The 13909-nt window shown below is 53.7% G+C and carries 15 protein-coding genes; 6 read left to right on the forward strand and 9 right to left on the reverse strand.

Translation table 11 applies throughout. The annotated features are described in order from the left end of the window. Positions 1–41: 41 nt before the first annotated feature. The 5 genes from IPN69_24535 (at position 42) to IPN69_24555 (ending at position 5238) form a co-directional block, all read left to right on the forward strand. The gene (locus IPN69_24535; GenBank protein MBK8813878.1) at positions 42–1241 is read left to right on the forward strand and encodes a trypsin-like peptidase domain-containing protein; all 1200 of its coding nucleotides are present in this window, start codon (positions 42–44) and stop codon (positions 1239–1241) included. A gap of 60 nt (positions 1242–1301) precedes the next feature. Then, on the forward strand, positions 1302–1532 hold the full coding sequence (locus tag IPN69_24540) for a hypothetical protein (GenBank protein MBK8813879.1): 231 nt from the start codon (positions 1302–1304) through the stop codon (positions 1530–1532). 150 nt (positions 1533–1682) lie between these two features. Next, positions 1683–2729, forward strand: coding sequence for a hypothetical protein (locus tag IPN69_24545; protein MBK8813880.1), 1047 nt, complete (start codon positions 1683–1685; stop codon positions 2727–2729). A 97-nt stretch (positions 2730–2826) separates the two neighbouring features. After that, positions 2827–4491 (forward strand): D-alanyl-D-alanine carboxypeptidase/D-alanyl-D-alanine-endopeptidase, encoded by a 1665-nt coding sequence (gene dacB, locus IPN69_24550; protein ID MBK8813881.1) that lies wholly within the window; start codon positions 2827–2829, stop codon positions 4489–4491. Positions 4492–4863: 372 nt separating this feature from the next. Continuing rightward, on the forward strand, positions 4864–5238 hold the full coding sequence (locus IPN69_24555) for an RNA-binding protein (protein ID MBK8813882.1): 375 nt from the start codon (positions 4864–4866) through the stop codon (positions 5236–5238). 207 nt (positions 5239–5445) lie between these two features. Here the strand turns inward: IPN69_24555 and IPN69_24560 are convergent, their stop codons facing one another. The 4 genes from IPN69_24560 to IPN69_24575 form a co-directional block, all read right to left on the reverse strand. Then, positions 5446–5628, reverse strand: a complete 183-nt coding sequence (locus tag IPN69_24560) for a hypothetical protein (GenBank protein ID MBK8813883.1) — start codon at positions 5626–5628, stop codon at positions 5446–5448. A gap of 132 nt (positions 5629–5760) precedes the next feature. Then, positions 5761–6144 (reverse strand): glyoxalase, encoded by a 384-nt coding sequence (locus IPN69_24565; protein MBK8813884.1) that lies wholly within the window; start codon positions 6142–6144, stop codon positions 5761–5763. Then, positions 6141–6731 (reverse strand): hypothetical protein, encoded by a 591-nt coding sequence (locus IPN69_24570; GenBank protein MBK8813885.1) that lies wholly within the window; start codon positions 6729–6731, stop codon positions 6141–6143. The genes IPN69_24565 and IPN69_24570 overlap by 4 nt, the downstream gene beginning before the upstream one ends. Positions 6732–6887: 156 nt before the next feature. After that, positions 6888–7097, reverse strand: coding sequence for a hypothetical protein (locus IPN69_24575; protein ID MBK8813886.1), 210 nt, complete (start codon positions 7095–7097; stop codon positions 6888–6890). Positions 7098–8058: 961 nt separating this feature from the next. On the opposite strand from IPN69_24575, the gene IPN69_24580 reads away from it, so the two are divergent. After that, entirely contained in the window at positions 8059–8553 is a 495-nt protein-coding gene (locus tag IPN69_24580; GenBank protein MBK8813887.1) for a hypothetical protein, read from the forward strand. A 168-nt stretch (positions 8554–8721) separates the two neighbouring features. Here IPN69_24580 and IPN69_24585 read toward each other — a convergent pair whose 3' ends face one another. The 5 genes from IPN69_24585 to IPN69_24605 all read right to left on the reverse strand — a co-directional run bounded on the left by IPN69_24585 (position 8722) and on the right by IPN69_24605 (position 13862). Then, positions 8722–9123 carry a PIN domain nuclease gene (locus IPN69_24585; protein MBK8813888.1) on the reverse strand — a complete coding sequence of 134 codons (402 nt, stop codon included), beginning with the start codon at positions 9121–9123 and terminating at the stop codon, positions 8722–8724. Next, the gene (locus tag IPN69_24590) at positions 9120–9314 is read right to left on the reverse strand and encodes a type II toxin-antitoxin system VapB family antitoxin (GenBank protein ID MBK8813889.1); all 195 of its coding nucleotides are present in this window, start codon (positions 9312–9314) and stop codon (positions 9120–9122) included. The genes IPN69_24585 and IPN69_24590 overlap by 4 nt, the downstream gene beginning before the upstream one ends. Positions 9315–9494: 180 nt before the next feature. Further along, positions 9495–10898 carry a UDP-N-acetylmuramate:L-alanyl-gamma-D-glutamyl-meso-diaminopimelate ligase gene (mpl, locus tag IPN69_24595; protein ID MBK8813890.1) on the reverse strand — a complete coding sequence of 468 codons (1404 nt, stop codon included), beginning with the start codon at positions 10896–10898 and terminating at the stop codon, positions 9495–9497. Positions 10899–11236: 338 nt separating this feature from the next. Next, positions 11237–11728, reverse strand: coding sequence for a hypothetical protein (locus IPN69_24600; protein ID MBK8813891.1), 492 nt, complete (start codon positions 11726–11728; stop codon positions 11237–11239). Positions 11729–11789: 61 nt separating this feature from the next. Beyond that, on the reverse strand, positions 11790–13862 hold the full coding sequence (locus tag IPN69_24605; protein MBK8813892.1) for a S46 family peptidase: 2073 nt from the start codon (positions 13860–13862) through the stop codon (positions 11790–11792). Positions 13863–13909 lie beyond the last annotated feature (47 nt).

The following is a 13909-nucleotide window of genomic DNA, read 5'->3' on the forward strand; positions in this document are numbered from 1 at the left end:
GGCATCAAAGACGTTGAATTTTCGATAGGAAGTACGCCATTATGAATAAGACAAAAGCGGTTTACCAATTGACCGGACGGCAGATCCTGATGCTCGCGTTCGCGTCGGCGCTGATCGCAGTCGGAACCGCGGCCTGTTTCAGCAATTTCAGCGGTCTTTTCGATATGAGGAACTCGACGAACGTCGCGCTTGCGGAAAACGCGCCGACGCCGGTCGGGATCTCGAACCCTGAATCGGTCAGCGACGAACAGAACAGCATCGAGGTTTACAAGTCGATCTCGCCCGGCGTAGCGTATATTACGACAAGCGCTCAATTCAGCTATTACGGCGAAGAGCAGGAAACCGAACGCGGCAACGGTTCGGGTTCGGTAATTGATGCGCAAGGCCATATCCTGACCAACTTTCACGTGATCGAAGGAGCGTCGAAATTGACGGTGAGTTTCGGCGGCGAGAAGACCTACCCGGCGAAGGTCGTCGGCGGCGATCCGGACACGGATCTTGCGGTCATCAAGATCGAACCGGGTGCCGACAAAATAACCGTCGTCCAACTTGGCGACTCGGACGCGCTTCAAGTCGGTCAGAAGGTGCTTGCGATCGGCAATCCGTTCGGGCTCGACCGGACCTTGACGACGGGCGTGATCTCCGGGCTTCAGCGTCCGATCCGCGCGCGTAACGGGCGCCCGATCGAGGGCGCGATCCAGACCGACGCTTCGATCAATCCCGGAAACTCCGGCGGCCCTTTGCTCGACAAATACGGGCGGATGATCGGCATCAATTCGCAGATCCTTTCGCGTTCGGGCGGCTCGGTCGGAGTCGGATTCGCGATCCCGGTAAGCATCGCCAAACGCGTTGTTCCGCAACTGATACAGTTCGGCGAAGTTCGCCGTCCGAAACTCGGCGCAACGCTTTTCGGCATCGAGCAACTCCGGGATCAGGGGATCTCGACGCCGGTTGAGAGCGGACTGCTGATCCGAAGCGTGGTTGTCGGCGGTTCCGCCGAGCGGTCCGGCCTTCGCGGCTTCACTCGCGACGCGCAGGGCGAGATGGTCTTCGGCGACATCATCACCGCGGTCGACGGCGAGAAGGTGACCGATATGGACGGATTATACAAAGTGCTCGATAAAAAGAAGATCGGCGACACGGTTCAGGTCGAGGTCTTCCGCAACAATAAGAGCATGACGATTCCCGTCAAACTTCTGGCGCTGCCGGCCTCGGTTCAGGGGCGTCCGCGCGAGGATTAACGTCGGACGAAGTTGAGATTCGTGGACAGTGAAAATGTCATTTCACTGTCCACCGTTCTGATGACCGAGCTCAAGAATTTTTACAACCGGGGTTTTGGCTGGATCTGCCGGGAATGCGAATCGGCGAAGTCCGGCGAATCGTCCGCTCGATCGCGGTTGATGCGGGAAGGCGAGGCGGAAAACAAGATTCCCGTGCTCGCAAGTTCGTTGATGGCCCGGTGGACCAATGCCGAACGAACGGTTCTCGAGTGTCCGAGATGCGGCGTCCTCGAAAAGGTCGAACAACGATGAAACGATATGTGACGCCGAATGTAGATCGGGTCGAGAATTTCGGCGCGAAACTGACTTTGATTTGAAAATGTAAATGGCCAATCGAATGAAGGCGAACTTTTTTGACGGTTTTCGACATCTATTACTTGCTTCTTAGCGAACGAGGTACCAATGAAATTTAAGTTTTTTGCAGTTTTGACTATTTGTTCCTTGATCTTGAGCGCCGTCGGAACGGTGGCGGCGAAACCGAAAAAGAAACTCCCGCCGAAGACGAATGACCTTCTGATGATGCTGCCGGCATCGGATATGGCGATGACGCTCGACGCGAAACGGCTCTTCGATGAAGGCCTGCCGCAGATGTTGTCGTCGAATCAGCCGATGCTTGCCCAGATCTTCGCGAAACTTGACGAGGTCCGTGACAAGACCGGCATCGACGCTCGCCAGTTTGATCAGATCGCGGTCGGGATTTCCGCAAAAAAGACCGGCGAAAAGACGTACGCGTTCGAACCGCTGATCCTGGCGCGAGGAAAGTTTAACCCGACTTCGCTCATCTCGATCGCGAAGCTCGCCGCCGGCGAGGCTTTTCGCGAAGAGAAGATAGGCGAACGCACGGTCTATGTGTTTTCGGCCGAGAAAATGGTTAAGGAAGCGAAGTCGAAAACCGGAAATTCAATACTTTCGGGCATTCTTGACACGATGCTTGACGGACTCAGCCGCGAACTCGCGCTGACCGCCATCGACGGCGAGACGCTCGCCGTCGGATCGCTCGGGCAGATGCGCTCGATGCTCGAGGAGAAAACCAGGCTCGGCCCGGAACTCAGCTATCTCGTTTCGCGCAAAGCCGGTTCCATCGTCAGTTTCGGCGGAGTTGTTCCGGACGGTCTGTCGCAACTTATCGATCTGGACAACGACGCGCTCGGCAAAAACCTCAATTCGATTCGGAAGATCGCGGCGGCGATGGATGTTGCCGGCGGAATGACGTCCGTCTGGGTTTCGGCGAAGACCCTTGATGCCGAACAGGCGAAGGAACTTAAATTGACGCTCGACGATCTCCAGCAAGTCGGCAAGATCCTGCTCGGAAATTCGAAAGGTGCGGACAAACGGGTTTACACTCGAATGGTCGAAAACGCGAAGATCGTTCAAACCGGTACCGAAGTCTCGCTCGACATCAAAGTTCCGCAGGCCGATTTGGACATACTCGTCGGACAATTGAAGTAAGGTTTTCGAATTTAACCGTTTTTTGAAGGTGAAGAGGCTCCGCGCGGAACTTCTTCACCTTTTCACTTTTGCGGCAATTGCCGTTAAGATGACCTTGATGAAATCGACAAAATTGATTGCCATTGCCTTCGTGCTGGTTTCGGCCGCCGCAGCTTTTGCCCAGAACGACCGTCCGGTGATCGTCGTCGGGAAACCGACTCCGAAGCCGACCGTTCAAGTGATCACGACGCCGACCCCTGCGGTGACGCCAAAGCCGATGCCGTCGGTTGTTCCGACGCCCGCGCCGGCATCGATCGCGTCGCTTGGAGAACTTCAGTCCAAGATCCGGCTCAGCGCCTCGCGTTACGAGACGCGGCGCGGACAGATCGGGATCAAGATCGTTTCGCTCGACACCGGAAAGGTGATCTACGAAGAGAACGCCGAAAAGTATTTTATGCCGGCTTCGAATATGAAGAACTTCACGATCGCGACCGCGATCGAGCGGCTGACGCCAAATTTCAGGTTCGTGACGAGCGTTTTTTCCAATTCCAGACCCGACGCCGCCGGGGCGATCAAGGGTGATCTGACGATCTACGGCCGCGGAGATATGTCGTTTTCGACGTCGTTCTTTGAGAAGGACTACTTCAAGGCGATCGACGATTTGGCCGATGCGATCGTTCGCGCAGGCGTCAAGCGAATCGAAGGAAACCTCGTCGGCGACGAAAGTTACTTTTCAGGATTCGCGATTCCCGGCGGCTGGGAGTGGGATGATCTCCAATGGTATTACGGAGCGGAAGTTTCGGCGCTGCCGTTCAACGACAACGCGGTCGATCTTTCGATCAGAGGCGCTTCGGTCGGCGCACCGTGCATCGTCAACATTCTGCCGCTCAATCCGGTGATGCGAATCATCAATACCTGCACGACGACGGCCGCGAAGTCGGGCCGCGACCCATCGGTCAAAAAAGGGCTCGACGACAATACTGTCGAAATCGGCGGCACGATGCCGGCCGGGGATGAGTATTCGAACAAGATCACCGTCTCGCGGCCGGCCGAGCTGTTTATCGCACTGCTCAAGGAAAGGCTTGAGAAGAAAGGCATCGTCATCACCGGGCAACGAAAATTGATCACCCGAAGGGACAAAATTCAGTCGGCCGTCACGTCGAGCGTTCCGCCGATAGAGATCGCGCGTCAGGAGGGACCGCCGTTTTCGGTAGTCGCGGCAAAGACGATGAAACCGAGTCAGAATCTCTATACGGAGACGATCCTCTGGACGCTCGGCGAACAGGGTCGTGCTTTTCCCGTTCCGCAAGACGCGAAATCGAATCCGTTTCTGGATTCGAAATCGACGAGTTCGGAACGCGGGATCTTTGTCGTTCGGAATTTCCTGAATGAGATCGGTGTCGCGCCCGACGGGATCATCCAGTGGGACGGAAGCGGGCTTTCACGGCACAATCTAGTGACGCCCGCGGCGGTCGTCACGCTCTACACGTATATGGCGAAACAAAGCCGTTATTCAACGACCTGGATGGATTCTCTGACGATCGGCGGGGTCGACGGCACGCTCCGCAATCGCTTCAAGGGAACGAAAACACAGGGCAATGTCCGCGGCAAAACGGGCACCATCGATCAGGTATCGGCGCTCTCCGGTTACGTCACGACCTCGTCCGGTGAAAAGGCGGTATTCTCGATCATCGTCAACGGCGTCAACGACGGCCGCCTGCGGGTAAGCGTCATCGACGAGATCGTCGGTCACATTGCGAATTACTCTGGTTTGATGAACTAGCTTCGGATGTAAGCTTTGAATCCTGGTCTTTGGACTTGGGCGCTGTTTTCACGTTGTGCCGTGAAATTGCCAAACCGAATCCGCGGGGTCCTCGCAAAGTGTGCCGCAAGAGCTTCGAGAGACGAACTTTCTTCTTGCGTATTCAAATGGAAATGGGCATACTATCAACTGTTTTTGCTCTCAGAGTATCTCGGTTGATGCGTCCGTCCTTGTTAGACATAGCGACAGTTTAGGTTCGGTTGGAGAGTTTGGTAAGTAGTTCTTGAAGCGGTCTAGTAGTTTTGACGAGCCGGGCGAGTCGCATTGCAACGAATTCGATTTCCTTCAATTGCCTGTCTTAGCGCTTCATTCAGTAAGAAAATCAGAGGATAAATGAGTACAAAACTTTACGTAGGAAACTTGTCGTTTCGCGTGTCGGACGATGATTTGTTCGAGCATTTTTCGCAGGCCGGATCGGTTGAGTCGGCAAACGTAGTCCAGGATCGTGAAACCGGCCGTTCGCGCGGATTCGGATTCGTCGAAATGGCTTCGGAAGATGACGCCAACAATGCGATCGCGCAGTTTAACGGACAGGAATATGATGGCCGCAATATGGTTGTCAATGAAGCTCGTCCGCGTGAAAACGGCGGCGGCGGCAATCGCGGCGGCGGCGGCGGACGCGGCGGCTACGGCGGCGGCGGCAATCGCGGCGGCGGTGGCGGCGGACGTGGCGGCTACGGCGGCGGCGGTGGCGGCGGACGCTGGTAAGCTTCGCACGTAGCGAATCAAGAAAGGCAGAAGTCTTGGATTGGACTTCTGCCTTTTTTTGTTTTTTGGGCGTGATTCGTGCCAAGCGTTCCGGTTGGACCGCTCTCACAATCCTTACCTTCAACCTGAATTGCGCAACAGGAAATACTCTCCGGCGAAACACACCAAATACGCGAAATTGATTTTTCCGGCAAGTTCGGTCGGCAGCTAGAGTGGTAGATGATGGGTGAGCTCCGGCTCTGCCGGCGTCCGCATCACTTGCGCTGCCAGACCGGCCGAGCCTTCAAAGAACTCCCGCGTTAAAAGCGGGTACGCGAGGGCACCCACGGCGATGTAGGTCACGACGTGAGCGACCGTTACCCGCCCCGCAAAACGGACAAACCTTTTCATTCGTTGACCCTCCTGCATTCAATGATCGGCCCGACGCCAACGTTCAACGGGCAGCGGCGAACGTAATTCATTCAGAACCCGCGCGGTCCGCAGCTCCGTGTGCGACGGTTCGTTCGTCCCTAATGCCTCGGATTATTTGTCGTGGATTACGCCGTCACGGCGCTCGGCGATATGCCACAAAACACCGGCCGGATCAACAACGAATGCAATCCGAAGTCCCCACGGCTGCATGGCTGGAGGCTTGGGAGATGGCACGCCGAACCGATTGGGAAGATCGAGTGACTCGATATGCAACCACCACGCATCCAGATCGTCGACCATCAGTTGCATCATGAAATTGCCGGCCCAGTCCTTATGGAAATGCCGTTGAAGTATGAAGCCTCCGCTTCCTGCCCTGAAGATGGAGACCTCACTATCGAGGGTCATCTCAAACCCCAGCGCTTCGTAGAATCGTTTGGATAAGTCAAAGTCCTTTGTCGGGACAAATGGACGAGCGAGTTCTGTTCCGGTAATCATGCGTTAATCCACCCGTTTTCGAATTTCGACGACGCGCAAGCAAAGGGCCAAAAGATACCTCGATAAGAAAGTCGCTGTTTCAAGCTCGCCTTGTCGTTATCTTTGGGCGGCGGTTTAATAATATTTGTCGGCTTCTCGCCTTTATTCTTGAACTCTTGCAAATCTTCTTCGGCTTCCGATAACAATTTTGTTCTGCTGCAACAACCAATAGACGCTCTGAGATTTTCCTTATCGTAATGGCGAACATAAGCATAAACTAAATAACTCTCGCCAAGCTTGAAGTCAGAATTCTTAGAGCCGATGTTGAGAATAGTTACAAATTCGGGCAAATCAGTTTTCCAAGCTGTTTTAACAACAAGTTTTACTTTGAACTGATAGTAGTCAGTATTTGTAGTAGCGTCCGTATTTTTGCTTTCCTCATTCTTTCTTATCTCGGCTACACTACCAACAAACACAGCTTTCGACCCCTTAAATTCATCATAAACAGAAAGGTAATCGTCAATGCAACTTCCGCACTGAGAATAAGCGGTGCTGTATCCAAAGATGATTATGCTGATAAACAAGACGACTAAAATGCTACGTCCCATATTGTATGTATGCCCGAAAAATACGAGAACGGCCGAACGGCTGAGATAACGTGGGCAAAAACCGAATCAAAGCCGGTCAAAGTTCAATGGACAACGTGATACGAAAGTCACTGTTTCGCCCTCGCATCCATTGAATTGTTGGCGCGTGTTTCATCTTTAGGGAACATAAGGTTCAACGGATTCAACAGAAATCTCCCCACAATAAAACCTTGCGCTTACGCCAAAAATGCCTTCAAACGAAACCTCATACTTCGGTTTTTCAGTTTCACCTTCGACAACCTCCGTTATTTCTAACGATTGTAAAACATTCTCATAATTAAAATCTACAATTTCCAAATCGCTGACTTTTGAAAAAGCGAAACTCAACAAGAGCGTGATTCTCCAAAAACCGGCGTTTTCTCTCGTGAGACTCTTCGATCGCCTCGAAAACGTGAATCAATGCTATTAGCGTCGGACCGAAAGAACGAGTTTCGCGAATAAGATCGATTCGATGAACTTCCGAATCGTGAAAAGACGGGAACTTTCCAAACACGTTGGTCAACAAATGGCTGTCTTGTATTTTGCTCAAGTCAATCATTGCAGTGCCGACGAAAATCAAGTGACATCCAACGCCCAAGCTCAGCTTCGGTGTTGCCGTCGCGGCGCGAAGGCAACACCGTCCGCTGGAGCGCTTTGTTGGCCTTCAAAGCCCAATAACCTCCGAAACGCGCTTTCGCAACGGCGGGAGAAGTTCATTCGCAAACCAAGGATACATACGCAGCGAAATGTTATTGCGCGGAGAACCAGTCGGCAGTTTGAACACCTTTGAGTTCCGGGCGTTCTCCTTGCAACAGCCAAAGCCGACAATGATGCTCGCGAGTTTGGGACGCGTTTTGTTTCCCCCAACGAAGATGCCGAACTACCTATTGGCGATGCTGATATCTGCGGCGAGAACCGTCTTGCCGCAGATCAATTTGATGGGATAGTATCGAAAACACTCAATCTTGGCAATCAATTTCTTCGGCACTTCAAGATAGCAGGACAAAAGCGAAACGGCTCGATCAGGTGCGGAACCTTCGCCTCAGTTGCAACACTACAAACACGTTACCCGAAACGGGCTTTCCGTCAAACGTCCGCTCGGTTAGCCGGCGCCAGTTGGGTTGATTCCCTCAGATATTTTCCGTTGCCAGGGCGAACGACTTCGGATAGAATCGACGCTTGAAGAGGGCGGGGAACATTGCCTCTCGCAAAGCATCCGTCGGGAGAACACCCGGAATTCCGGCTGTTCTCCCGTCCGTTCCAGATCATAAGTAGTTAGGCGTCACAGGACGAACCGGTCGTAGCACACATGCAACTTCAAGACAAGCTGTTCGAACTGCTTCCCGACGGCGACTTCGGCGTACTCAGGCATGGGTACATGCCGTATATGCGCGACTATGCAGTGATTGTCCAGCTCGCCGGCGAAGGCTCTGCTTCCGGCGTACATCGCTGTATCTTCACTCACTGCGTACTTGCATTGGTCGAAACGCGTATCCACGACAGCGTCTGGGTGGTATCGTGGGAAGATGAACTCATCGACTACAAAACTTGGCAGGAGTCCGGTTATCCAGAAGGCTTTGTCTGGGGAACGAACTGGTCGCTCGCATATCCCGGGCTCAAGTGCTTTCCCGATTCTACCGATGCCCTGACGTGGTCAAAACGCCTCGGGAGGCAAATGCACGAGATAACCATAGAAACTCAGGCTTTCCTCCTTCGCCTTGTCTGCCACGACGTACGCATGGAGCGAGTCTCTGATGATTGCTCTCCTTTGGACGAGGTTCTTATCCCCGTTGCGTCGCGGTGACGCTTAACAAAGGGTTAACTAATGGCTTATCCCACCTGGCCTGGCTGCTTGCCGAAACCATTACCGTTATTGCGACCGAGAAACGACGAGCTATCCACGACTACATTGCGGGTTCAGTAGTGGTCCGCGTCGAGATCCGAGGCCCAGCAATCGAACAGCCCGGCGGTTTTAGGCGTAAGAATTAGCGGATCTAAGTCCAAGATGCTCAACAAATGGCAAGAAGTCTTTATCAGAAAACAGGAGCGGGAAGTTATTCTCGATGCAGAACGAGGCGATAATCACATCAGCAGTTTTTCTTATAGTTATTCCTTTTTTGCGCAACGCCCGGTAATTCTCTGCGCATACATAAGCGGCACGCTCACCGAGCAAGCTGTATATTGTCAGTGCGCTTAATAACTCCTTGGCCGTATTGTAGTCTTTATCGTTTCTGAAGCCTTGCAGTATCTCAAGCGCAATGAGGTCTCCTATCGAAACAACTTCTGCGCCAAGAGCCGCTTCAAGAATCAAAACTTCTCTGGTTTCCTTGCCGTTGAAGAAATCGATCCAGACGCTTGTATCAACAAATATCACTTGCCCTGCCTCATTCTATCCAGGTTGCCTTCCCATTGAAGTCGGCCACGGAAAGCCTTGATGCCCTCTTGTTTTTTTAACTTGATCAGAGTCTTAAGTCCCAGCTCAACAGCTTCGCGCTTTGTTTCGAGTCCGGTAGCCTTTAGGGCATCGCTCATTAATTTGTCGTCTATTACAATATTCGTTCGCATAGTGTACCTCACAGTCGCCATACACACTATAGTGTATTGCCATACACACAACAAGTCGTTGCAGGCAATCGGCCGGGTGCGTGAATTACTTCGTTGGATTCCTTCACCCCAACACCGGCTTCCACGTCCGGGTACATCAGAGTCGTCGACCAGCGAGACGACGACCGCGTCCGCGGCGAGCTACCGCAAAGCTTTCAAGAGTTCTTCGTGGATTCCGCCGAAACCCCCGTTCGACATAATTGCGACGACATCGCCTACGCGGAGGTCCGGTGCCAGATGCGCGACGATGGCGTCGGCGTCGGGCAATGTCATCGCCGGTTTTCCGGAGGCATCGATCTCGGCGACGAGCCGGTTGACGTCGAGCACGTCGCCGTAATTCTTCGCGTCCTCGGGATTGAACACTCCGGCGATGATCACCCGGTCGGCGTGTGAAAACGCTTTCTTGTACTGTTCCTCAAACACTGACAGACGCGACGATCGGGATCGTGGTTCGAAGATCGCGATCAGACGGTTGCTGGAATAGCGCTGGCGCAGCGCCTTGAGCGTTTCGTCGACGGCCGTCGGATGATGGGCGAAATCGTCGATGACCGTCACGCCGCGTTCGATTCCACGAACTTCCATCCGGCGTTTCACCGATTTGAACGTATCGAACGCCTCTTGGATCTTCGCCTGTGAAATGCCCCAGGCATCCGCCGCGATGATCACCGCGAGGCAATTGCGGACATTGAATTCGCCGATCATACTCGTCGTGAACTCCGCCCAATGCGTACCCTCGCGGTAGACACTGAATTTCGTTCCGTCGTTTGTAAATTCGATGTCGCCGGCGCGCCATTTCGCATCCTCCGAAAGTCCGAAAGTCTCAACCGTCGTGAAAAGCTTGCCCTTCATTTGACCGAGCACTTCACGGACAACCGGCGAATCGACGCCCGCGATCAGCCGCCCGTTGCCCGGAACGAGATTCATCAGACGCGAGAACTGCCATTTGATCGCGTCGATATCCTTGTAAATGTCGGCGTGGTCGAATTCGATATTGTTGACGATCGCGATCTCCGGGAGATACGACATAAATTTCGGCTTCTTGTCGAAAAACGCCGTGTCGTATTCGTCGCCCTCGATGACAAAGTAATCGCCTTCGGTAACGCGGAAACTCTGACCGAAATTTTGCACGACGCCGCCGACGAGGAACGTCGGATCGAGTCCGCCGACTTCGCAGACCCAGGTCGCAATGCTCGTCGTCGTCGTTTTGCCGTGGGTGCCGGCGACGACCAGCGAGCGCCGGCCGCGGATGAACTCTTCGCGGACCGTTTCGGCCTGCGAGCGATACAGCATCTTGCGGTTGAGAACTTCTTCAAGCTCCGGATTGCCGCGCATAATCGTATTGCCGATGATCGTGACATCCCGCGGAGTTTCGGCATTTTCAGCCTTGTAACCCTGCATTATCTCGATTCCGAGTTCCGCAAGCTGCGTCGACATCGGCGGATAGACGTTCTGGTCCGAGCCCGTCACCTTGTGGCCGCGCGATTGCAACATTCCCGCGAGTGACGCCATCGCGGTCCCGCAAATTCCGATCAAGTGATAATGCATCTTTCGATTTTGGATTTCTGATTTTGGATTTTGGATTCGCGAAAACGGTTCGGGGAAACCGGAGCAGCGAATTCAACGCACTAATTTATCATTTTGAAACAATCGTGAAAAATGCGCGGATGGATAATTTTCCGAATGCGGCGCGTTGTGATTTCGCGCGACTTCGGTGACTCGAAAAGTTCACCGGTTTGCCTGACCGTGATCTCGCAATCCCCGATCAGGCCGCGGGAAAGCCGCAAGACGCCGCTCGCGGCCAGAAAAAAAGCAGCCGGGCGCATACCGCCTGGCCGCTTTTCGGGCCCGTTCAACCGGGCTAACCAATTTGAACGAACTCGGGACTACTTGTCGTCTTTCTTCTCGTCCGAGTCGGCGTCCTTGTCGGCGTCGGTCTTGGATGCCGAAGTGTCCGGCGTCGATGCCGGCGCGCCCTTGACGGTTACGGTTCCGGACTTCGTTTCTATCTCTTTTCCGGTTTCGTCGAGCAGAGTGGCGTCAACTTTATAAGTTCCGCCCGCCGGAACGTTGAAAGACAAATATGGAGCCGCGCTGCCGTCGAATTCAATTTCCTTCGAAAGCGCCTCTTCACCTTTTTTCTTGCCGGCAACGTCTTCGTACGAAATCTTGAACTTCATTTTGTGTTTGCCCATCGCGCCCGACACCTCGGTGACGGCAAAGATCTTGTCGCTCATTTCAAACGATGTCGTTGAGGGCGATGCTTTGTCGTTCTTCCCAAAATCGAGTTTTGCAATTTTCGCAGTCGTAAAGCTGCATCCGGCCGCAAGCGCCACAAAAACGCATACGACGACTAAAATAATTGTTTGGTTTTTCATTGTTTTCTCCATCTCCTCTCTAAGTTGTTTTCTCCATCTCCTCTCTAAAACGAGTTTTTGTCTACTTTCGGGTCAATTCATTTGCCAAATTTTCCGCATCGTACAATTTTCTCAGCGCCTCAAGAATACCGGCGCTGTGAACGCCGACGGCGCGCGAACCTTCGTCCTCTTCGATGTACCAGTAACGATTCGAGAGTTTCTGAACGTTGCTGTCGAAATTGATCCCGACAAATTCGGCCTTGCGGTTGATGATCGGCGAACCTGACATTCCACCGATCGTGTCGGCCGAATAGACGAAATTGAACGGCACCGAAAGATCGAGTTTCGAACGCCCGTCGCGCCAACGCGCCGGCAGATCGAACGGCACCTTTTCGGCGAAACTCGCCGCGCGATCATAAAGTCCGTAGTAAGTCGTCTTGAACGGCACCAGCGTCGTGTCTTCATCATAGCCTTTGACACGTCCGTAAGTGATGCGGATGTTAAAGTTAGCGTCCGGCGGAATTGTCCGGCCGTAAACTGCGAAACGGGCCTTGGCGATCATCTCGCCGTTGCGCGCCTCGACATTCTGTATCTTTTCTTCATTCCAGGCGCGAAGCTGGCGGATGACCGGTTCGACGCGGCGCGCGAGCGTAACCATTGGATCGGTCGAGGCATCGACCGCCGCCTTTCCGCCTTCGAGCAATGCCTTGCGGAACGCCGGATCCTTTAGCTTCGTTTCGTTTACGGCACGTTTGACGACTTCCGAAACCTCCGCCTCGCCGATCGCGGCCTTGATGAACGCATCGTTCGGGCCAAGCGTCTTCAAGGCTTCGTTGAGCCACGCAGTCAACGAGGCTTCTTCGAGTTCCGGATAGATCGGGGCGGTCGATAGAAGGTTGAAGCGAAAACCCTCGAGGCGTGCGTCGCGAAACTCGTCGTAGCGCTTATCGCTCGGTTTGCCGATCTCGTCGCTGTAACGAACGATCTGCGATGCAATCGTGCCAAGCCGCGACGGCGCGAGATTTGAAAAAGCAAGCCGATTGGCCATCGCCGGCAACGCGGCATATGCCAACTGGATCTGCGTCCAGGCTGGCGAGTACATACGCATCAGTTCGGGCTTTTTCGCGAGTCCGGCCTTGAGATCCTTTTCTTCTTTTTCTTTCTTGGCAAACATCCGCGGATTCGTCAGGCCTTCTTGCTGACCCGTCAAACGCTTCAGCGAATTGTTGAAGGAACGGAGTCCGCCCGTCGCCTGGCGTTTCTGTTCCTCGCCGCGCTTGGCGTAATCTTCGAGAATTCCGCGGCGCAGTTCCCAGATCTTCTTCTGGAGCGGATTGCCGACATCGCGTTGATACTTCAGCTGTGCGACCGTCAGAAGACGCGCCGTCGAACCGGGATTGCCGGCGGCGATGACGAAGTCGAGATCGTTCGGGCCGGTTTCAGACCATTTGAAATAGTTCGGCGTTTTCGCCGGTTTGCCGTTCTCGTAAACGCGCAGAAATGTGACATCGAGGTTGTAGCGCGGAAACGTGAAGTTGTCGTAATCGCCGCCGAAGAACGCGATCTGTTCTTCAGGCGCGAAAACGAGCCGGACATCGGTGTATTTCTTGAATCGGTAAAGCCAATACTCGCCGCCGCTGTAGAGCGAAATGACATCGCTGCGCAGACCGGTTTTTTCGGTCGATTCCTTTTCGATCGCGGCGGTCGCGGTCTTGCGCTGATCGGAAGCTTCCTTGTCGGTCGCGCCTTTCTTGACCGCGCCCTGGACGCGTTCGGTAACGTTCTCCATCGAGACGAGAACGTTGGCTTCCATATCCGGAGTTTTAAGTTCCTCAGCCTGCGTCCTGGCGTAGAAGCCGTTTTTGACGAGATCGCGTTCTTTCGTCGAGAGTTTCGTGATCTGACCGCTCGCGACGTGCTGATTCGTGATCAGCAAACCGTCGGGCGAAACAAAACTCGCCGAACCGCCGTCATTGAGCCGGACGCAAGCGAGCCGGACCATCTCGAGCCATTCGGCCGAAGGCTCGAAGTTGTAACGCTCTTTCCACTGTTTGAGCGGCGGATTGTCGAAGGTCCACATTCCCTCGTCCGCGCGGGTCAGCGGAACGTTGATCAGAAAACTGAAGAGCAGCAAAAGAATCGAAAACTTCTTCATATGTTTAATTTGTTGAAACTGATTTTTAGTGAAAATTTCACCTCTTA

The organism is Acidobacteriota bacterium (genome assembly GCA_016715115.1).
Taxonomy (GTDB): domain Bacteria; phylum Acidobacteriota; class Blastocatellia; order Pyrinomonadales; family Pyrinomonadaceae; genus JAFDVJ01.